At 68.3% G+C, this 20824-nt stretch carries 17 protein-coding genes; 9 read left to right on the top strand and 8 right to left on the bottom strand.

Translation table 11 applies throughout. The features are described 5' to 3' along the window. The first annotated feature begins 161 nt into the window (after nucleotides 1-161). A complete protein-coding gene (locus ACWDUN_RS28815; protein ID WP_449934154.1) occupies nucleotides 162-764 on the top strand; it encodes a hypothetical protein in 603 nt (200 codons plus the stop codon). An 83-nt stretch (nucleotides 765-847) separates the two neighbouring features. On the opposite strand, the gene ACWDUN_RS28810 is transcribed toward ACWDUN_RS28815, so the two are convergent. Continuing rightward, nucleotides 848-2686, bottom strand: coding sequence for an NAD(P)-binding domain-containing protein (locus ACWDUN_RS28810; RefSeq protein WP_449934153.1), 1839 nt, complete (start codon nucleotides 2684-2686; stop codon nucleotides 848-850). A 96-nt stretch (nucleotides 2687-2782) separates the two neighbouring features. Between ACWDUN_RS28810 and ACWDUN_RS28805 the strand changes: the two genes are divergently transcribed. The 4 genes from ACWDUN_RS28805 to ACWDUN_RS28790 all read left to right on the top strand — a co-directional run bounded on the left by ACWDUN_RS28805 (nucleotide 2783) and on the right by ACWDUN_RS28790 (nucleotide 7424). Beyond that, nucleotides 2783-3829 (top strand): 2,3-butanediol dehydrogenase, encoded by a 1047-nt coding sequence (locus ACWDUN_RS28805; protein WP_449934151.1) that lies wholly within the window; start codon nucleotides 2783-2785, stop codon nucleotides 3827-3829. Between the two features lie 13 nt (nucleotides 3830-3842). After that, nucleotides 3843-4640: an acetoin reductase gene (locus tag ACWDUN_RS28800; RefSeq protein ID WP_449934149.1), complete on the top strand. Its 798-nt coding sequence runs from the start codon at nucleotides 3843-3845 to the stop codon at nucleotides 4638-4640. A gap of 43 nt (nucleotides 4641-4683) precedes the next feature. Beyond that, complete coding sequence (locus tag ACWDUN_RS28795; protein ID WP_449934147.1) at nucleotides 4684-5955, top strand: GAF domain-containing protein; 1272 nt, start codon at nucleotides 4684-4686, stop codon at nucleotides 5953-5955. A gap of 122 nt (nucleotides 5956-6077) precedes the next feature. After that, a complete protein-coding gene (locus ACWDUN_RS28790; RefSeq protein ID WP_449934145.1) occupies nucleotides 6078-7424 on the top strand; it encodes an FAD-dependent oxidoreductase in 1347 nt (448 codons plus the stop codon). Nucleotides 7425-7433: 9 nt separating this feature from the next. Here ACWDUN_RS28790 and ACWDUN_RS28785 read toward each other — a convergent pair whose 3' ends face one another. Then, entirely contained in the window at nucleotides 7434-8192 is a 759-nt protein-coding gene (locus tag ACWDUN_RS28785; RefSeq protein ID WP_449934143.1) for an alpha/beta hydrolase family protein, read from the bottom strand. A gap of 46 nt (nucleotides 8193-8238) precedes the next feature. Between ACWDUN_RS28785 and ACWDUN_RS28780 the strand changes: the two genes are divergently transcribed. Next, nucleotides 8239-9141, top strand: a complete 903-nt coding sequence (locus ACWDUN_RS28780) for a mycobacterial-type methylenetetrahydrofolate reductase (protein ID WP_449934161.1) — start codon at nucleotides 8239-8241, stop codon at nucleotides 9139-9141. Here the strand turns inward: ACWDUN_RS28780 and ACWDUN_RS28775 are convergent. Next, nucleotides 9102-9620, bottom strand: a complete 519-nt coding sequence (locus ACWDUN_RS28775) for a hypothetical protein (RefSeq protein ID WP_449934141.1) — start codon at nucleotides 9618-9620, stop codon at nucleotides 9102-9104. The two genes, ACWDUN_RS28780 and ACWDUN_RS28775, sit on opposite strands and share 40 nt — an antisense overlap. An 18-nt stretch (nucleotides 9621-9638) precedes the next feature. Between ACWDUN_RS28775 and hrpA the strand changes: the two genes are divergently transcribed. After that, the gene (hrpA, locus tag ACWDUN_RS28770; RefSeq protein WP_449934139.1) at nucleotides 9639-13556 is read left to right on the top strand and encodes an ATP-dependent RNA helicase HrpA; all 3918 of its coding nucleotides are present in this window, start codon (nucleotides 9639-9641) and stop codon (nucleotides 13554-13556) included. Here the strand turns inward: hrpA and ACWDUN_RS28765 are convergent. Continuing rightward, nucleotides 13549-14454 (bottom strand): fumarylacetoacetate hydrolase family protein, encoded by a 906-nt coding sequence (locus ACWDUN_RS28765; RefSeq protein ID WP_449934137.1) that lies wholly within the window; start codon nucleotides 14452-14454, stop codon nucleotides 13549-13551. The genes hrpA and ACWDUN_RS28765 overlap by 8 nt on opposite strands. Before the next feature lie 10 nt (nucleotides 14455-14464). Continuing rightward, entirely contained in the window at nucleotides 14465-15274 is an 810-nt protein-coding gene (locus ACWDUN_RS28760; RefSeq protein WP_449934136.1) for a thioesterase family protein, read from the bottom strand. 122 nt (nucleotides 15275-15396) lie between these two features. Between ACWDUN_RS28760 and ACWDUN_RS28755 the strand changes: the two genes are divergently transcribed. Then, nucleotides 15397-16500 carry an FAD-dependent oxidoreductase gene (locus tag ACWDUN_RS28755; RefSeq protein WP_449934134.1) on the top strand — a complete coding sequence of 368 codons (1104 nt, stop codon included), beginning with the start codon at nucleotides 15397-15399 and terminating at the stop codon, nucleotides 16498-16500. Here ACWDUN_RS28755 and ACWDUN_RS28750 read toward each other — a convergent pair. Next, the gene (locus tag ACWDUN_RS28750; protein ID WP_449934132.1) at nucleotides 16476-17033 is read right to left on the bottom strand and encodes an NADPH-dependent FMN reductase; all 558 of its coding nucleotides are present in this window, start codon (nucleotides 17031-17033) and stop codon (nucleotides 16476-16478) included. The two genes, ACWDUN_RS28755 and ACWDUN_RS28750, sit on opposite strands and share 25 nt — an antisense overlap. Nucleotides 17034-17105: 72 nt before the next feature. Here ACWDUN_RS28750 and ACWDUN_RS28745 point away from each other — a divergent pair, with 72 nt between their 5' ends. After that, the gene (locus ACWDUN_RS28745; protein WP_449934131.1) at nucleotides 17106-18329 is read left to right on the top strand and encodes a CaiB/BaiF CoA transferase family protein; all 1224 of its coding nucleotides are present in this window, start codon (nucleotides 17106-17108) and stop codon (nucleotides 18327-18329) included. A gap of 137 nt (nucleotides 18330-18466) precedes the next feature. Here ACWDUN_RS28745 and ACWDUN_RS28740 read toward each other — a convergent pair whose 3' ends face one another. Continuing rightward, the gene (locus ACWDUN_RS28740) at nucleotides 18467-19633 is read right to left on the bottom strand and encodes an acyl-CoA dehydrogenase family protein (protein ID WP_449934129.1); all 1167 of its coding nucleotides are present in this window, start codon (nucleotides 19631-19633) and stop codon (nucleotides 18467-18469) included. Then, nucleotides 19596-20786, bottom strand: a complete 1191-nt coding sequence (locus ACWDUN_RS28735; protein ID WP_449934128.1) for an acyl-CoA dehydrogenase family protein — start codon at nucleotides 20784-20786, stop codon at nucleotides 19596-19598. The genes ACWDUN_RS28740 and ACWDUN_RS28735 overlap by 38 nt, the downstream gene beginning before the upstream one ends. Nucleotides 20787-20824 lie beyond the last annotated feature (38 nt).

Below are 20824 nucleotides of genomic sequence, written 5' to 3'. Positions count from 1 at the left end.
CACGACATGTCCGTCTGGGTCTGGTAACCCGCACCTGCATGACTTCAGCCTGGTTGGCCGGCCCGCAGCCAGGCTGACACCAGGTAGGCCCCCGGGCCGAATCCAGCTCCCTGACGTCAGCATGGTGTGCGCTGCTGCAACCATGCTGAGGTGACGCAGATGTGGCAAGCGTCGACCAGGTCGATAGATTGGCGGCCGTGCACAAGCAGCGGACCGCCCTGATCCTGACGATCATCGGGGCGTTGCTGTGTGCCGCGGCCGTCGGTGGATTCGTGTTCTACCGCTTCTACCTGTTGCGGCCCTATCTGTTTCACCCGCTGGCGTTTGCCGCGGTCGGCGGTGTGGCGCTGGCCGCGGCCTGTGTGCTGGGACTGCGCAAGCGGGCGTTGCGCTGGGGCGGGGCGCTGCTGTGCGCGCTCGGTGCCGCGGCGGTCGCCTTTGCCGGCTGGTTCGCCACGACGTTCCAGTCCGAGCTGAGCGTGCAGTCACGGCAGGACGCGCCCGGTGGGGGTATGGAACTCGTGGTGTTCACCGGCAGCGCCACCTTCGCACCGGACCCGATCTGGGAGCTGCGGATACGTACCGATGCCGGTCTGCTGTCGCGCGAGTACGACCTGGGTTGCGTCAACGCGGACGTGGTGTCGCTGAACGGTATCGGCTGGGTGGGCCCCCGGGTGATCCGGGTGGTGCTGTCCAACGGGATCGTCGATATCGCCGTCGACGATGCGGGCCGACCGGACCGCACCGTGGACGGCGGCTGCTAGCACCCTCGCGAGCAGACGCAAACTCTCCCGAAAAGTGCGGATTTCGGGAGAGTTTGTGTCTGCTCGCCGAGGAAGGGGAGCGGTCAGGACAGGTGGTGCACCTCCTGCAGCCCGTACACCGGGGTCGGTAGACCCTCGTGCCGGGCCTTGAGCTGCAGGGCCAGATACAGCGAATAGTGCCGGGACTGATGCAGATTCCCGCCGTGGAACCACAGGTTCGGCTGCTGGGTGGGCTTCCACATGTTGCGTTGCTCGCCCTCCCACGGACCGGGATCCTTGGTGGTGTCACTGCCGAGGCCCCAGACCTTGCCCACCTTGTCGGCGACATCCTGACCGATCAGGTCGGCGGCCCACCCGTTCATCGAGCCGAATCCGGTGGCGTACACCACCACATCGGCCGGTAGCTCGGTGCCGTCGGCCAACACCACCGAATCCTCGGTCAGCCGGTCCACCTGACCATGGGCCAGCTTGATGCTGCCGTCGGCGACCAGATCGCAGGCGCCGACGTCGATGTAGTAGCCCGAGCCGCGGCGCAGGTACTTCATGAACAGTCCGGAACCGTCATCCCCCCAGTCCAGGTCGAACCCGGCCGCCTCCAGGCGGTCGTAGAAGTCCTTGTCCCGCTCGCGCATCTGGTCGTACAGCGGGATCTGGAACTGGTGCATGATGCGGTAGGGCAGCGACGCGAACGTCAGATCGGCCTTCTCGGTGGTCATTCCGTCGGCCAGCGCCTGTTCCGAGTACAGCGCCCCCAGACCGATCTCCATCAGCGAGTCGGACTTCACAATATGGGTCGAGGACCGCTGCACCATGGTGACGTCGACACCGTTCTCGTACAACGCCTTGCAGATATCGTGCGCGGAATTGTTGGAACCGATGACGACGGCCTTCTTGCCGACGTACTTGTCGGGTCCGGGATGCGCCGAGGAGTGGTGCTGATCGCCACGGAACTCGTCCTGGCCGGGGATGGTCGGCACATTGGGCTTCCCGGACATGCCGGTGGCGAGCACGAGTTGGGCGGGATGCAGGGTGAGCCGTTCCCCGTCGCGGTCGACCTCGACGGTCCAGCGCTGTTCGGCCTCGTCGAAGGAAGCGGACCGACACGTCGTCTTCGACCAGTACGGCACCTCCATCACCCTGGTGTAGAACTCCAGCCAGTCGCCGATCTTGTCCTTGGGGGCGAACACCGGCCAGTTCTGCGGGAACGGCAGGTACGGCAGATGGTCGTACCAGACCGGATCATGCAGGCACAGCGACTTGTACCGCTTGCGCCACTGGTCGCCGGGCCGCTCGTGTTTGTCCACGACGATGGCAGGCACCCCGAGCTGGCGCAGCCGGGCACCGAGCGCGATCCCGCCCTGACCGCCACCGATCACCAGCACGTAGGGCTGTGTGGTCCGGCCCAGTTCGGCATCCTCGGCGGCCTTCTTCTCGGCCCATGACCGCGGGTCGGGATCGCTGCCGTGCACGGCGCCGAGCACCCGGGTCGCGCCCTTGCGCTCCTCGTGCCCCTTGAGCTCCTGCAGGGTGGTCAGCAGCGTCCAGGCCCGGTCCGTCCCGTCCTCGTCGCGCAACCGCAGATGCCCGACGCCGCGTCCGGCGGCCGTCTCGAACTCGATGAACGCCGAGACGACGCCGTCCTCCTCGGTGGGCGCCTCCCGGGTGCCGAACCGCGACGGGTCGGTGCCGGCGAGGCGTTCGGTCAACATGTGCGCAATCTGGTCGCGGCCCTCCATGGTCTTCAGGTTCCAGGTGAACGACACCAGGTCGCGCCAGAAGCTGTCGACGGCGAACATGCCGACGGCGCGGTCGATATCCCGGGTCGCCAGGGCGGTCTCGAAGGCGGCGAGCCAGGCATCGACCCGGTCCTGCGGGGAAAGAACGGCGGCCGGTGCGGCGGGGAAGTCAGCGGTCTGAGTCATGTGCGCCAGCTCACACCCGGGCGCAACAAGAGCGCAAGGGTTGCAACCCCCTGCAACCCTTTCGGCCTGTGCGCCAGGTCACATACAACTGCGGACATGAAAGCAGCTGTGTACTACGGACCGAACAAACTCGATGTGGCCGATGTCGCCGAACCCGATCCGGCGCCGGGAACGGTGAAGGTGCAGGTGGGTTACAACGGCATCTGCGGCACCGATCTGCACGAGTACTACGCGGGGCCGATCTTCGTACCGACCGAACCGCACCCGTTGACCGGGCAGCAGCTGCCGGTGGTGATGGGGCACGAGTTCGCGGGCACCATCACCGCTCTCGGGGCGGGCGTGACCGGCTGGGCCGAGGGTGACCGCGTCGCCATCGAACCGATCTACCGGTGCGGTCGATGCGGGCCGTGCCGGGCCGGCACCTACAACATCTGCGCGCAGATCGGCTTCCACGGACTGATGTCCGATGGCGGAATGGCCGAATACACCGTGGTGGGAACCGACATGCTGCACAAGCTGCCGGACAATGTCTCGCTGGAACTCGGCGCCCTGGTCGAGCCGATGTCGGTCGCCTACCACGCCGCCACCCTGGGGGACCCGGACCCGGAGCGCACGGCCATGGTGTTCGGCGCCGGCCCGATCGGTATCGGGCTGTGGTTCGCGCTGCGCGGCAAAGGGATCGAGGATGTCTTCGTCGTCGAACCCTCGGCCACCCGCCGAGCGGCCATCGAGGCGCTCGGCGCGGCGACGCTGGATCCGACCGCCGTGGACGTGCCCGGGTTCATCGCCGACCACACCGACGGCCACGGTGCCGGCGCAGTGTACGACGCGGCCGGTGTCGCGCCCGCGGTCGAGACGGCGCTGGCCTGTGTCGGCGCCAGAAAGGCAATGGTCAGCGTCGCCATCTACGAGAAGCCTTTGACCACACCGCTTCTGAACCTGGTGATGAACGAATCTCGCATCCAGGGCTCACTGTGCTACACCGCCGACGACTTCGAGGCCGTGATCGCCCTGATGGCGCGCGGCGCGTACGACACCACCGGGTGGGTCACCGCCATCGGCATCGACGATGTCATCGACGAGGGTTTCGAGGCCCTGCACGCCGGAACCAAGATGAAGGTCCTGGTCGATCCCAGTGCCTGAGAGAGGAGCAACAATGACCCGTTCCATCCCGGCGCCCCTGCTGGACAAGGTGGCCCTGGTGACCGGTGCCGGCCGCGGGATCGGCCGCGGTATCGCCCATGAGCTCGCCGGCCAGGGCGCCGATATCGCGCTGGTCGACGTGCACGCCGACGCGCTGGCAGCCGTTGCCGACGAGATCACCGAAATCGGCTCCAAGGTCACCACTTTCGTGGCCGATGTGTCCGATCGGGATGCGGTGTTCGCGGCCGTCGAGCACGCCGCGACCGCACTCGGCGGGTTCGACGTGATGGTGAACAACGCCGGTATCGCACTCGTCGGGCCGATCGCCGAGGTGACACCGCAACAGCTGGCGCGGTTGTGGGCGATCAATGTCGACGGTGTGCTGTGGGGTATCCAGGCTGCGGTGGCCAAGTTCAAGTCACTCGGCGTCCGCGGCAAGATCATCAATGCCTCCAGCATCGCGGGGCACGAGGGTTTCGCCATGCTCGGTCCCTACAGTGCCACCAAGTTCGCGGTGCGGGCGCTGACCCAGGCGGCGGCCAAGGAGCACGCCGCCGACGGCATCACCGTCAACGCGTACTGCCCCGGCGTCGTGGGCACCGACATGTGGACCGAGATCGACAGGCGGTTCGCCGAACTGACCGGGGCGGCCGAGGGGGAGACCTTCGCGAAGTTCTCGGCCACCATTGCGCTGGGACGCCCGGAGACCCCCGAGGACGTCGCCGGATTCGTCGCCTACCTGGCCGGACCCGGCGCGGACTACATGACCGGGCAGGCCGGGCTGATCGACGGAGGCATGGTCTACCGATGACCTGCGCGTGACACCGGCTGTGACGGGGAGCACAATCGGGGCAATGGCCGGCTCCACCAACCCAGAGCCCGCGGTCGCCGTCGGTGACGACCCGCGTCGCTACGCCATGCTGCTGTCCGAGGTGTATGACGCCACCATGGCCGGTTCGCGGTCGCCGGCCAGACCGCGGCAGGTGATCGCCGAATCTTGGAACCGGTTGCTGGACAGCGGGATCGACCCCGAGCATCACGACCCCCCGGATATCGACCGCAGCGGGCTGGACCTGCTGCGGCAGACATCGGGGCTGATGGCGGTGCTGGAGGACATCACCGCCGGGTTGGAATCGGTGATCGCCGACGGCAGCAACATCCTGGTGGTGGCCGACGCCCGCGGCCGGGTGCTGTGGCGCTCCGGAACCACGCGGGTCCTCGGCAACGCCGACCGCCTCGGTTTCGTCGAGGGCGCCAACTGGGGCGAGTCGGCGGTGGGGACCAACGCCATCGGCACCGCGCTGGTGTCGAAGCGGGCCGTGCAGATCTTCTCCGCCGAGCACTTCCTGCGCAGTCACCACGCGTGGACCTGCGCGGGTGCGCCGATCCGCGACCCACGCACCGGCCACGTGATCGGGGCCGTCGACGTCTCGGGTCCCGCGTCCACGGTGCACCCGACGACGATCGCGTTGGTCGATCTGGTGGCGCGGCTCGCCGAATCGCAACTGCGCGAGGCGCACACCCGCACGCTGGACCGGTTACGGGCGGTCGCGGCGCCGATGCTGGCGCGTATGGGTGCACCGGCACTGGCGGTCGACTCCGAGGGGTGGGTGGCCGCGGTGGACTCGTTGCCGCCGCACAACCGCATCATGCTGCCGCAGAAGGCCGGGGCGGGCCGGACCTGGATTCCGGTGCTGGGCACCTGCGATCTGGAGCCGTTGTCGGGCGGGTGGCTGGTCCGCCCCGTCGAGGACACCGACGTCGGTGCCGCGGCGTCGCAGGTGACGCTGGATCTGCGTGGCCAACCGGCGCTGGCGCTGTCGGGTCCGTCGGGGGCATGGCGACAGGACATCTCTTTGCGTCATGCCGAGATCCTGTGGGTGCTGGCCACCTGTCGATCCGGTCGCACAGCGCCGGAACTGGCCTCCGACCTCTACGGCGACCGCACCCGGGTGGTCACCGTCCGCGCCGAGATGTCGCGGCTGCGTAAGCAATTCGTCGGGATCATCGAGGCCCAGCCGTATCGGTTCGCCGACGGCGTCGACGTCTCGCTGCAGCGGCCGCAGGATCGGCGGGCGCTGCTGCCGTCCTCGACGGCACCGGCGGTGCGCGCCGCGCGGGGGTAGGTCACCTGAAGCAGCGGTCACGCCTCGGGCGCCACCGGTGTGACCGGGATCTCTGAGGAGAAGTCTTGCGGGACGCCCGTACCAAGTTAGGGTCGCCTTACTTACATCTAAGCGAGGTGCTCATGCGAAAGATCCGGGTTGCGGTCATCGGAGCCGGTCCGGCGGGAATCTATGCGTCCGACATCCTGACCAGCGAATACGAGGCCGCCAGCGTCGATCTCTTCGATCGGTTGCCGGCCCCGTACGGCCTGGTCCGCTACGGTGTGGCCCCTGATCACCCCCGCATCAAGGAGATCATCAAGGCGCTGCGCAGAGTCTTCACCCGCGACGAGAGCAGGGTCAGATTCATCGGTAACGTGCACTACGGCACTGATATCTCGCTGGCCGAGCTGCGCAGGCACTACGACGCCGTCATCTTCTCCACGGGCGCCCGCAACGACCGGCCCCTGGACATCCCGGGCATCGACCTGCCGGGCAGCTACGGTGCCGCCGACTTCGTGTCCTGGTACGACGGTCATCCCGACGTGCCGCGCGACTGGCCGCTGCAGGCCCGCGAGGTCGCGGTGCTGGGGGCGGGCAATGTCGCCCTCGACATCGCACGGGTGCTGGCCAAGCCGGCCGACGAACAGCTCGGCACCGAGATCGCCGGCAACGTCTACCAGGGTCTGGCGCTCAACAAGGCCACCGACGTCCACGTCTTCGCCCGGCGTGGACCGGCGCAGATCAAGTTCTCGCCGATGGAGTTTCGCGAGCTGTCGCACTCGCCGAGCGTCGACGTCATCGTGCACCCGGAGGGTTTCGAGATCGACGAGGCCAGCCAGAAGGCCATCAACTCGACCAAGTCGATCAAGCTCGTCGTCGACACCATGATGAAGTACATGGATCGCGAGCCGACCGGCGCGCCGCACCGCATCCACATCCACCTGTGCCAGTCACCGGTCGCGGTGCTGGGCGCCGACCGGGTCGAGGGTCTGCGCACCGAGCGCACCGAGCTCATCGGGGACGGAACGGTAAGGGGCACCGGCGAATTCACCGACTGGCCGGTGCAAGCGGTCTACCGCGCGGTGGGTTACCTGTCCTCGCACCTGGCCGATCTGCCCTTCGACCACCACGCCGGTGTCGTCCCCAACGATGCGGGCCGGGTGCTCGACGCCGACTGGATGGTGCTGAACGCCACCTACGTCACCGGCTGGATCAAACGCGGTCCGATCGGCCTGATCGGCCACACCAAGTCCGACGCGGCCGAGACGATTGCCAGCCTGCTGGCCGACCTGCCGGCCCTCGCCGCGCCGGAGGTCGGCGATCCCGACGCCATCCTGGTGGCGCTGGCCGAGCGGGGCGTGGACTACACCACCTGGGCCGAATGGGAGCGCCTCGACGCCTATGAGATCGCTCTGGGCGCCGAACAGGGCCGCGAACGGGTCAAGGTGGTGCCTCGCGAGGACATGATCACCGCGGGCCGCGGCTGAACGACCGCGTCAACCGCCCAGGTACGCATCGGCCCACGCGCCGATGATGCGCCCGGCCCGCTTGGCCTGACCGGGCCCGGTGAGCAGATGCTGGGAACCCTCCAGCGACACGAAGCTGCGCGGGTGCCGGGCCGTCTGGAAGATATCGCTGGCGTTCTCGATGCCGACGGTGTTGTCGGTCGGGGAGTGCAGGATCAGCAGCGGCATCTTCAGGTCCTTGATCTTGTCGCGCAGATCCGCGCGGCGCACGTCCTCGACGAACGCCCGCTTCAAGGTCAGCGTCCGGCCACCGACCATCCACTCACCGCTGCCCTCGTCGAGCACCTGCTCCAGGCAGACGTCGTACTGGTGCTCGACATGGGTCGGGTCGAACGGCGCGGCCACGGTCACCACCGCCCGCACGCCGGGACAGTCGCGGGCGGCGGCGATGGCCGCGGCACCGCCCCAGGAGTGACCGACCAGCAGGTCGGCCGGTGTGCCGCGATCGGCCATGTATCGGCACGCCTCGATGACGTCGTGCACCTTGACGGTGAACGATCCGTCACCCCAGTCGCCCTGGGAGCCGCCGAGGCCGAGCGCGTCGAAACGCAGCATGCCGATACCGTCGGACGCCAACTGTTTGCAGATGCGGGCGGCGGCCGGCGAGTCCTTACCGAGGGTGAATCCGTGTGAGAAGACTCCCCAACCGCGCACCGGACCGTCCGGCAGATCGATGATCCCGGCCAGCTCAGGCCCGGTGGCGCTGGGGAAGACGCAGCGTTCAGCCATGACCAGGGTTTACCACGACGCGGCCGCGCGCCTTAGGGTGGCGGGCGTGCCGCTGAACACCATCGCACTCGAACTCGTCCCGCCGAACGTGGAACGGGGGCCGCAGTACGCCGTCGAGGAGGCGCGAAAAGTGCGCGCGCTGTCCGCCGAGACGGGCGTGCGCGTCGGGCACATCATGATCCCCGGCATGATCGACGAGGACGACGACCGACCCGTCGAGATGAAGCCCAAGATGGACGTGCTGGAGTACTGGTCGCTGATCCAGCCCGAGCTCCCGGACTCGCGCGGGCTGTGCACCCAGGTCACCTCGTTCCTGGACGAGTCCGCCCTGCGTGGCAGGCTGACCGAGCTCAACGCCGCGAACTTCGACGGCATCGCCTTCGTCGGCGTCCCGCGGACCCTGAAGGACGGCGAGGGCGGCGGCGTGGCCCCCACCGACGCGTTGTCGGTCTACGACGGCCTGGTGCCCAACCGGGGCGCCATCCTGATCCCCACCCGTGAGGGCGAGCAGGGCAGGTTCGGGTTCAAGTGCAGCCAGGGTGCCACCTACGGCATGACCCAGCTGCTGTACTCGGACGCCATCGTCGGATTCCTGACCGAGTTCGCCGCCACCACCGAGCACCGCCCGGAGATCCTGCTGTCCTTCGGCTTCGTGCCCAAGATGGAATCCAAGGTCGGTCTGATCAACTGGCTGATCCAGGACCCCGGCAATCCGGCCGTCGCCGCCGAGCAGGAGTTCGTGACGCGGATCGCCGAGCTGGATCCTGCCGAGAAACGCCGCGAGATGCTCGACCTGTACAAGCGGGTGATAGACGGGGTCGGCGCGCTGGGCTTCCCGCTCAGCGTGCATTTCGAGGCCGCCTACGGGCCGTCGCGACCGGCCTTCGAGACGTTCGCCGCGATGCTGGACTACTGGACGCCGGACAGCTCGAGCTCGAACGCCGGGTAATCGTCGAGCATCCGACGCAGCGCCGCCTCGAACTGCCACATCGAGGTCAGATCGTGGTCCAGGCGGCAGTCGACGGCGGCCACCGCGCCGTCGGGTGGGTCATCGTGCATGCGATCGCAGATCTGGTCGTACAGGCTGTGCGGCGTGGCCAGGTAGTGCCAGGGGTCGCGGTGCGGGGCGGCCAGGGTGGCGGCGTACAGCAGCCCGTGCTCGGTGGCGAGGACATGCGTGGCCGTCACGCTCACCGGCGCGTGCGTCTCGCAACGGCCCCACTCGGCGGCAGCCGTCCGGCCCGCCAGGGCATGCAGCCGGACATCATCGGTGATCAATGCCGCAAAGGCCGACCGGGGAATCCGGGCAGCGGTGCCCAGGCAGTCCCGCAGCATCGTGGCGAAGTAGTCGGCCATGCCGGCCTCCCGGTCTCTCGTACCCGCGTCGTCGAGACCTCGAGCGTGCACCCGGACGGCGGCGATGGTCAACCGCCTATCCTTGAGTAAATGTCCGATCATTCCGTCCGTGAGCTCTACGCCCGTCTGGACGGCCTGACCTACCGCGACGCCTCCCGCCTGGGCCGCCGGCTCAAGGGTCTGCGCGGCGTGCCGCCGCCGGAGTCGCTGATCGAACAGTTCGCCGCCGCCGAGGGTCTGGTGGCGACCCGGCAGGCCGCCGTCCCGCAGATCACTTACCCGGACCTGCCGGTCACCGACAGTCGGGCCGAGCTGGCGGCGGCCATCGCCGCCAACCAGGTCGTGGTGGTCGCCGGCGCCACCGGTTCGGGCAAGACCACCCAGCTGCCCAAGATCTGCCTGGAGCTCGGTCGCGGCATCCGGGGCACCATCGGGCACACGCAGCCGCGCCGGCTGGCCGCCCGCACGGTGGCCCAGCGCATCGCCGACGAGCTGGGCACACCACTGGGCGGATGCGTCGGCTATACGGTGCGGTTCACCGACCAGGCCAGCGACTCCACACTGATCAAGCTGATGACCGACGGCATCCTGCTCGCCGAGATCCAGCGGGATCGCCGACTGCTGCGGTATGACACCCTGATCCTGGACGAGGCACACGAACGCAGCCTCAATATCGACTTCCTGCTGGGGTACCTGCGCGAGCTGCTGCCGCGCCGGCCCGATCTGAAGGTGATCGTCACCTCGGCGACCATCGCGCCGGAGCGCTTCGCGGACCATTTCGGTGGTGCTCCGATCGTCGAGGTGTCGGGCCGGACATACCCGGTGGAGATCCGGTACCGGCCGCTGGAGGTGCCGGTGGGCCGCGGCGACGACGCGGACGACTCGGCCGACCCGGATGATCCCGATCACGAGATCGTGCGCACCGAATCCGTGGTCGGCACCGCCGACGTGCTGCGGGATCCGACGGAGGCCATCGTCGACGCGGTGCGTGAACTGGAGGCCGAGCCGCCCGGGGACGTGCTGGTCTTCCTGTCCGGGGAACGCGAGATCCGCGACACCGCCGAGTCTCTGAAGGAACTGCCGAACACCGAGGTGCTGCCGCTGTACGCGCGGCTGCCGACCGCCGAACAGCAGAAGGTGTTCACCCCGGGCCGCTCGGGGCGCCGGATCGTGTTGGCCACCAACGTCGCCGAGACCTCGCTGACGGTGCCGGGCATCCGGTATGTGGTGGATCCGGGCACCGCGCGCATCTCGCGGTACAGCCGGCGCACCAAGGTGCAGCGCCTGCCCATCGAGCCGATATCGCAGGCCTCGGCCGATCAGCGGGCCGGCCGGTCCGGCCGCACCGCGCCCGGTGTGTGCATCCGGTTGTACTCCGAGGCCGACTTCGAGGCCCGGCCGCGCTACACCGACCCGGAGATCCTGCGCACCAATCTGGCCGCGGTGATCCTGCAAATGGCGGCGCTGAAACTCGGTGACGTGCAGGACTTTCCGTTTCTCGACCCGCCGGATGCGCGCAGCATCCGCGATGGCGTGCAACTGCTGCAGGAACTCGGTGCCTTCGATACCACCGGAGCACTGACCGAGGTGGGACGCCGACTGGCCCGGCTTCCGCTGGATCCGCGTATCGGCCGGATGATCCTGGCCGCCGACGACGAGAACTGTGTGCGCGAAATGCTGGTGATCGCGGCCGCGCTGTCCATTCCCGATCCGCGCGAACGTCCCGCCGACCGCGAGGAGGCGGCCCGGCAGAAGCACGCCCGCTTCGCCGACGAACACTCGGACTTCGTGGCCTACCTGAACCTGTGGCGGTATCTACGCGAGCAGCGAAAGGAGCGTTCGGGCAGCGCATTCCGGCGGATGTGCCGTGACGAGTTCCTGCACTACCTGCGCATCCGGGAATGGCAGGACCTGGCCGGGCAGTTGCGCAGCATCGCCGGGGATCTGGGCATCCGGGAATCCACCGAGGATGCCGACCCGAGTCGTATCCACGCCGCGTTGACCGCGGGGTTGTTGTCCCACATCGGATTACGCGAGGGTGACGGTCGCGACTATCAGGGGGCGCGCAACACCAGATTCGTGCTGGCGCCGGGCTCGGTGCTGACCCGCAAGCCCCCGCGCTGGATCGTGGTCGCCGATCTGGTCGAGACCAGCCGGCTCTTCGGCCGGACGGCGGCCCGTATCGATCCCGACGCGGTCGAACGGGTTGCCGGGCATCTGGTGGCGCGCACCTACAGCGAACCGCACTGGGACGCCCGCCGCGGCGCGGTGATGGCCTTCGAGCGCGTGACGCTGTACGGGTTGCCGCTGGTGCCGCGCCGGGCCGTCGGATACGGGCAGATCGATCCGGTGGTCTCGCGCGAGCTGTTCATCCGGCATGCCCTGGTCGAGGGGGACTGGCAGACCCGGCATCACTTCTTCCGGGACAACGCCCGGCTGCGGGGCGAACTGGAAGAGGTCGAGGAACGCGCGCGGCGGCGCGACCTGCTGATCGGCGACGACGAACTGTTCGCGCTCTACGACGCCCGGATACCACCGGAGGCGGTGTCGGCCCGGCACTTCGACGCCTGGTGGAAAAAGCAACGGCACAAGACGCCCGAGCTGTTGACCTTCACCCGAGACGAGTTGCTGCGCGCCGAGCAGACCGAGGACCATCCCGACACCTGGCGCACCGAGGACCTGGCGCTCCCGCTGACCTATCGTTTCGAACCCGGCGCCGCCGACGACGGCGTGACGGTGCACATCCCGGTGGAGGTGTTGACCCGCATCGGTGGCGACGGGTTCGCCTGGCAGGTGCCGGCACTGCGCGAAGAACTGGTGACCGCACTGATCAAATCGCTGCCCAAGGATCTGCGCCGCAACTTCGTGCCCGCCCCGGACACCGCACGGGCCATCCTCGACGACCTGCACCCCGAGAACGGGTCGCTGCTGACCGAGATCGCCAGGGAACTGCGCAGGCGCAGCGGGGTGGTCGTCCCGGTGGAGGCCTTCGAGGTGGCCAAGGTGCCCGCGCACCTGCGGGTGACGTTCGCCGTCGAGACGGCCGAGGGCGCCGAGGTGGCGCGCGGCAAGGACCTTGCGGGGCTGCAGGATCGGCTGGCCGCGCCCGTGCAGCGAGCCGTCGCCCGCGTCGTCGCGGGATCTTGGGAGCGCAGCGGACTCACCCGCTGGCCCGATGATCTGGCCGAGCTGCCGCACACCGTGGAGCAGCGCAGCGGTGAGCACATCGTCCGGGGCTACCCGGCCTTCGTCGACACCGGCAACGCCGTCGATATCCGGGTGTTCGCCGTGGCCGCCGAGCAGACCGCGGTGCTGCGACCGGGTCTGCGCCGACTGCTGCGGCTTTCGGTGCCGTCTCCGGTCAAGGCCGTGGAGCGCGGACTGGACATGCGGGCCCGGCTGACGTTGAACGCCAGTCCCGATGGCACTCTGACCGATCTGATCGAGGACTGTGCCGACGCGGCGGTGGACGCGTTGACCCGTGAATTGGTCTGGAAAAAAGCGGATTTCGATGTGCTGACCGTTCAGGTCGGGAAATCACTGGCTTCGGCCACGATGGACATCGCGCGACGGGTGCAGAAGGTGCTGGCCGCCGCGCACGAGGCGCAGGTGGGTATCGCCGACCGGCCGCCCGCCGCGCACGCCGAGGCGATCGCCGATATCCGCGCCCAGCTGCAACGATTGCTGCCCAAGGGTTTCGTGACACTGACCGGCGCCGCCAGGCTGGCGGATCTGACCCGCTACCTGATGGCAATCGGGCGACGAGTCGAGCGACTGCCGCACGGGTTGACCGCCGACCGGGAACGGATGGATCGGGTGCATGCCGTCGAGGACGCCTATGACGACCTGGTGCGTAGTTTGTCGCCGGCCCGCGCGGCCGCGGCCGATGTGATCGATATCGGTTGGCAGATAGAGGAGTTGCGGGTCAGCCTGTGGGCGCAGCAGTTGGGGACCCCGCGTCCGGTCAGCGAGCAGCGGATCTACAAGGCCATCGACGCGATCAGATGATGGCGTGCTCGACCTCGCCGATATCGTCGAGGGTCAGCGTCAGGGTGTCGCCGGGGCGTAGCCAATGGCCGGTTTCCATGCCGGAGCCGCCGGGCAGCGTCCCGGTGGCGAAAAGTTCACCGGGATGCAGCTGTTCGGATCGTGATGCGTGGGCCAGCACCTCACCCAGGGAATGCTGCATGCCGGCGCTGGACACCCGACTGACGATCCGGCCGTTGATCGCCACGGTGCCGGTGAGCGCGTCGACGCGCCCCAGGATCTCGTCGGCGGTGACCGCGGTGGCCGACATGGAACTCAGGAAGTGCTTGGATTTCTGCAATCCGAAGCCGCTGTCCATCTCGGCGCGCTGCACATCACGGGCGCTGAGATCGTTGAGCAGGACGAACGCGCCGATGGCATCGGATGCTTCGGCGGGCGTGGCGTCCCGCAACGGTGCGGCCAGCACGAACCCGAGTTCCAACTCGAAGTCCAGCGCGGCTGAATAGGACGGTGCGCTGATCGGCGTCCCGGTGGGCACGAAGGTCTGGGCGTTGGCCATGTAGTACATGGGTTGCCGGTAGAACAGCGCGTCCGGCTTGAACTGCGGGACCGGCCGGCCCAGGATGCGTTCGTAGAGCGCGGTGATGCGGAACAGTCCGGGATGGAACCGCCGGACCAGGCCGCGGGCGGCGTCGATGTTGTGCTGTTCGTACAGCATGAAATCGCGGAACGACAGCGGCTGGAACGGCAGCAGATGCGCGCTGTGTTGCAACTGCCGATCCGCCTGCGCGGCCTCCCAGTCGGCGTCGAAGATCCGTCCGCCCAGGGCGGTGGTGTCCGGGGCGGTGCACCAGTCGTGCTCGGCGGCAAGGTATTCCGTGTGGATGCCGGACTCGGTGCGGATGCGGCGCAGCTTCACCTACGCCATCCTACGGACGGCGGCGCACCAACTGGGCCTGCTGCATGGCCGCGACGGGACCATCGGCGTCGAACAACGTCGCCACCGAGGTACCCACGCCGTCGGCGCCGTAGTTGCTGACCGCGCGGATGCCGAACCAGTCACCGACCGGTTGCCGGTGCAGGTGCACGGTCAGATCGGTGTTGAGGAAAGTCCAGCGGCGCACATCGAGTTTCGAACCCATCCCGTTGGCGACATCGGCCACGCAGAACAACCGCTCCATGGTGGTCGGGACCTCACCGGAGACCAGGTCGACCGTCGACCGGACCCAACATTCGGCCGGCTCGCTGTGCAGGACATCGTTGAGCCACCACCAGTCCAGGGTGTCGACGAAAGTGGCGTCCGGACCCCGGTTCATCGACCGTGGGGTGGCCTCGGTGCGCGGGCGCAGCGGTGCCTGCGTCGAGCGCGCCAATTCGGCGGTGTCGTGCACTTGAAAGCGCCAGGCACGTGCCTCGGCCACCGTGCGTGGGGCGCCGTCCGGCCCTGTGGCCAGCATCTCGGCGTCGAGCAGTTCGATCTTGGTGCCGGCGCGGCGGCGATCGGCGCGCATCCACAGTGTGCCGGCCACCGGAACCGGGCCCAGCAGATCGACGACCACCCGGCTCAGGCGGGCGTCCTCGCGGGGGTCGCAGCGCAGCAGGGAGCGCACCAGCAGCGCCGAGACCGGTGCCGCGCCCTGCATGTCGGGAGCCCAGGTGCTGATGACGTGGTCGGACGCGGCGAACCGTTCGCCGATCGGGTCGTCGACGTCGAGGAGTTGGTAATAGGCGTCCGTCATGTGCGGACACGTTACCGAAAGGTCAACGGCATGACTTACGGGACTGGCGAGTGGTCGGCGGGGGCATCTACTCATTTGGCATTGCGTGTCAAAAGAGGCAACTGGACAGCTAGAAAGAAACCATGCAGCGTGTGGTGGTCGCCGGTCTCGGTGACGCGGGATTGCTGACCGCGATCAAGTTGGCCCGTCATTTCGATGTCGTCGGTATCTCGTCCAAGCCCGGTTTGGTCAGCGGTCAGGAACTGGGGGTGCGGGTGTCGCGACCCGATGACTGGGCGCGCGACTATTGGATCGGTTTCGAGCGCTACCGCGCGCTGGACCCGGTGCGCACCGTGCAGGGCACGTTGGTCGGCGTGAACCTCGCCGGGCGCACCGTCGACGTCGATCTGGGTGGCACGATCACCGCGGAACCGTATGACGCGCTCGTCATCTCGACCGGTGTCAGCAACGGATTCTGGCGCCGCCCGCACCGGCAGACCGCCGAACAGATCGGCGCCGAACTGCGTGACGCGCATGCCCGCTTCGCCGCGGCCTCGTCCATAGCCGTCATCGGTGGCGGGGCCGCCGCCGTCAGCGCCGCGGCCAACCTGGCCGCCGCCCTACCCGCGGCGACCGTGGCGCTGTACTACCCGGGCGAGCGGGCGCTGCCCCAGCATCACGGCCGGGTGTGGCAACGGGTGCAGCGCCGGCTACGCGACCTGGGGGTGCGGGTGCACCCCGGGCATCGCGCGGTGGTGCCCGACGGTTTCGAATGTGATGAGATCACGAGTGGCACCGTGCAATTCAGTACCGGGCAGAATGACGCGCACGCGGACGCGGTGCTGTGGGCGATCGGGCGGGTCCGGCCGAATACCGGCTGGCTGCCGGCCGAACTGCTCGACGCCGACGGTTTCGTCACCGTCACCGATCGGCTGCAGGTCCCCGGACATCCCGAGGTCTTCGCCGTCGGCGACGTGGCGGCCACCGACCCGCTGCGATCCTCGGCCCGCAACCGGGCCGACGGACTGGTGGCCCACAACGTGCGCGCCCACCTCGACGGCGGCACACCGCGCCGGTTCAAGCCGGCCGCCCGGCGTTGGGGTTCTGTGCTCGGCGCACAACCCGACGGTCTGGAGGTGTTCACGCCGACCGGGCGGGCCTTCCGTTTCCCGGCCTGGTCGATCGACCGGGTGCTGCAACCGCTGATCGTCCGCCGGGGTATCTACCGCGGCGTGCGGGAGACCTGATCGGTCAGGCCGATCAACTGATCGAGCAGGGTGTCGAGTTCTCCTGTGCGGCGGTCGGCGGGCACGAATCCATCGTCGCCGAACTCGGTGAACAGCGACAGCGATACCTGCGCGCGCACGTCGAGCATCTGGAAGTTCGCCACGATCTGACGCCACTGCTCCACGGCCCGCACGCCGCCGTCGGCGCCGTAGGAGACGAAACCGACCGTCTTGCCGAACCATTCGGATCCCAGGGTGTCCACCGCATTCTTCAGCGCGCCGGGCACCCCGTGGTTGTACTCGGGAGTGACGAAGATGAAACCGGCACACCTGTCGATCGCCTGGCTCCACCGTCGGACGTTGTCCGAGTCGTACTGCTTGTTGGCGGCCGCGGGCGGGACCGGTGCGGTCAGCAGGGGCACGTCGAAGGCCTTGAGGTCGATGACCTCGAAATCGGTGCCCTCGCGCCGCGACGCGTGCTCGTGGACCCAGTGCGCGACGGCCTCGCCGGCGCGGCCCTCACGGATGGTTCCCAGAATGATGCCGATTGTCATATCCAGTACATGCCCAAACTCGGCCGGATTCATCCCGACCGCTACTGTCGTCGATACGGTACGGTCGCCGGTATGCGCAAGGTAATGGAGGGTGTCCGCGTCCTGGAGGTCGCACAGTTCACCTTCGTCCCGGCGGCCGGGGCGATCCTGGCCGACTGGGGCGCCGATGTCATCAAGATCGAGCATCCCGTCCGCGGGGACACCCAGCGCGGATTCATCAACATGGGCGGATTCCAGCTCGACCCGAACCGCCACCCGCTCATCGAGCATCCCAACCGCGGCAAGCGCAGCGTCGGTGTCGACGTGTCCACCCCGGGCGGGCAGGAGGTGCTCTACGAGATCGCCAAGACCGCCGATGTCTTCCTCACCAATTACCTGCCCGCGCAACGGCAGAGAAACAAGTTCGACATCGAGCACATCCGGGCGGTCAACCCGAACATCATCTACGCGCGCGGCAGCGCCTATGGGGACAAGGGACCCGAGCGCGATACCGGCGGTTTCGACGGCACCGCCTTCTGGACGCGCAGCGGTATCGGCCATGCGCTGACCCCGGAACGTCTCGACGGCGCACTGTCGCAGGGGATCCCGGCGTTCGGTGATTCGATCGGCGGGATGAACATCGCCGGGGGTATCTCCGCGGCACTGTTCCATCGGGAACGCACCGGGGAGGCCGTCGAGATCGACGTCTCCCTGTTAAGCACCGCGTGGTGGGCGGCCGGTGCCAGCGTGACGCAGGGCATGGAGACCGGTGAGACCATGCGGTCGGTGATGCCCGACGACGTCACCTCGGTCAACCCGTTCATGGCCAACTACGTCACCTCCGACGGCGGCATCATCAACCTGTGCATCGTCAGCCCGACGGGTTACATCCGCGACGCGTTCGAACATCTCGGCCTGCCGGAGCTGGCCGATGACCCGCGCTTCTGCGAGGTCATGCCGCTGATCCAGAACGCCTCCGACGGTGTACAACTCATCGCCGAGGCCATCCGCAGCAAGCCGTTCGAGTACTGGCGCAATCACCTCAAGACCATGCGTGGTCAGTGGGCGCCGTTCCAGAGTCTGGTGGACCTTGGCGATGACGAGCAGGCGCTGGCCAACGACATGGTGGTCGAGGTCGAACCGGCCGACGGGGGCAGACCGTTCAAGGTGGTGCGCGGGCCGGTGCAGTTCAACCACGAACCGCTGCAGACCACCCGGGCACCGCAAGCGTCCGAGCACACCGAACTGGTGCTGATGGAGATCGGGATGGGATGGGACCGGATCGAGGAGTTGAAGGACTCCGGCGCGATAGCCTGAGCGGTGTGCCAGCGGACATAGCCCTCGAATGCCTACACCGAGATCGACGCGAGGGTCGTCCGGTACGGACTGTCCTGCGCGATCAACGACCCTGATGTCGATCTCGCTCGAGCATGCCCGCGGGTACCTTTCCGGGTCTAGCCCGTCGCCACCCGCGGTGCCTTCGCCTCGGCGGTGTCCAGCACCAGCTCGGCCACCCGATTACGGTGCGCCTCGGCACTTCCCAGCAGCGCGGCGTCGGTGGTGGCCCGCTTGAAGAACAGGTGCGCCTGGTGCTCCCAGGTGAATCCGATGCCGCCGTGCACCTGGATGGTGTCAGTCGCGATGCGACTGAACGCCGCCGATGCCACGGCTTGGGCGATGCCGGCCGCCAGCGCCGGATCGTCGGAGCCGTCACTGAGTGCCCATGCGGCGTGATAGGCCGACGAGCGGGCATGCTCCAGATCGACCAGGTCCTCGGCCAGTCGGTGCTTGACCGCCTGGAAGGAGCCGATGGGCCGCCCGAACTGCAACCGCGACTTGGCGTACTCCACCGACAGGTTCAGCAGATGCTGTGCGGCACCGACCTGTTCGGCCGCCAGCAGCGCCGAGCCGACCTGCAGCGCGTGGGTGATCACCCGCTCGGCCTCGTCTGGACCGGCGATCAGCCGGGCCGGCGCGCCCGTGAGTTCGATGGTGGCTTGTGGCCGGGTCAGGTCCAGGGTGACCAACGGGGTGCGGGTCACCTCGGATCCATCCACGGCGTATAGCGACACGCCATCGGGACCCGTTGCGGCAACCAAGAGTTCATCGGCGGCATCGGCGTCGACGACGCGTTCCACGGTACCGGTGAGCGCGTCGGTTCCGGTGACGGTCACGGCGGTCGCGTCGAACGCACCGGCCCGGTCGGGTACGGCGAACGCCGCAGTGCGGGTGCCCTCGACCAGAGCGCCGAGCAGTTCATCGCGGGCCGGACCGGCCGAGGCCGCCACCAGCGCCGGGATGGCCAGATAGACCGTGCCGAACAGCGGCCCGGTGGCCAGAGCGGCACCGAGTTCCTCGACCGCGACGGCCTGGTCCACCAGGGTGCCGCCGACGCCTCCGTCGGCCTCCGGCACGGACAGGCCGAGCACACCGAGCTCGGTTCCCAGCCGCTGCCAGACCTTGCGGTCGAAACGCGGCTCGGACTCCATGAGTACCCGGGCCGCCTGCTCACCGAAATGTGCTGCACTGAACTTGCTGACGGCAGCACGAAGGGCGACTTGCTCCTCGGTGAACGCGAATTCACTAGCCACGCGGGATCTCCTTCCACGCCATACCGGCATCGGCCCGCAGATCACCGGGCAACCCGAGGATCCGCTCGGCCAGGATGTTGCGCATCACTTCCGATGTCCCGCCCTCGATGGTGTTGGCCTTGCTGCGCAGGAAGCGCTGCTGAATCGGGCCGCGCCAGTCGCCGTCGTCATCGCGGTCGAGTTCGTAGCCGTGGTACAGGATGCCCTCGGGCCCGAGGAAATCCATGCACCACGTGTAGATGTGTTGATTCAGCTCGGCGCCGACCAGCTTGCCGATCGATCCTTCCGGGCCGGGCCCGCCGACGGTCGCGGTGGCGCGTGAGCGCTGCGCGGTCAGGCGCTGGGCCTCCGAGCGCAGCCACAGCTGCGTCAACCGGTCGCGCAGCACCGGGGTCTGCAGATCCGGACGCGAAGCCCACAACCCCACCGCCTCGGCGATGGTTCCCGCGCCGCGCCGCGACCCGCTGCCGCCGAGCGCGCTGCGCTCGTTCATCAGCGTCGTCATGGCCACATTCCAACCGTTGCCGACGTCGCCGAGCCGGTGGGAATCCGGGATCCGGGCATCGGTGATGTAGACCTCGTTGAACTCGGCCTGCCCGGTCAGTTGGCGCAGCGGACGGGTCTGTACCCCGGGGGCGTGCATGTCGAGCACGAAGTAGGTGAGCCCCTTGTGCTTGGCCACATCCGGATCGGTGCGCGCCAGCAACAGACCCCAGCGGGCGCGGTGGGCCAGGCTGGTCCATACCTTCTGCCCGTTGATGACCCAGTCATCACCGTCGCGCACCGCCGAGGTGGCCAGGCCGGCCAGATCGGAACCGGCGCCGGGCTCGGAGAACAGCTGGCACCAGATGTCCTCGGTGCTGGCCAGCGGCCGCAACCAGAACTTCTTGAGCTCCTCGGACTGGGCATGCTCGCGCACCGTCGGCGCGGCCATGCCATAGCCCATCGGGTTGAGCCCCAGAGGCATCGGGCCGCCGGCGCCCTGCAGGATGCCGTCGGCCACGGCCTGCAGACCGCGCGACACCCCGAGCCCGCCCAGGCCCTCGGGAAAGTGCACCCAGGACAGGCCGGCGTCATAACTGGCCGTCAGGAACTCCGGGACGGGCACCTTCTTGGGGTCGTGCTCCTCGACGACCTGCCGGGCCAGATCGGCGACCCGGTCCGCATCAGCCACGCTGCTCATCTCGCCACCATAGGCATACGTGATCGGCGTCACGTATG

The organism is Mycobacterium sp. NPDC003323 (genome assembly GCF_053589535.1).
This window is presented reverse-complemented; position numbering and strand designations above follow the sequence as displayed.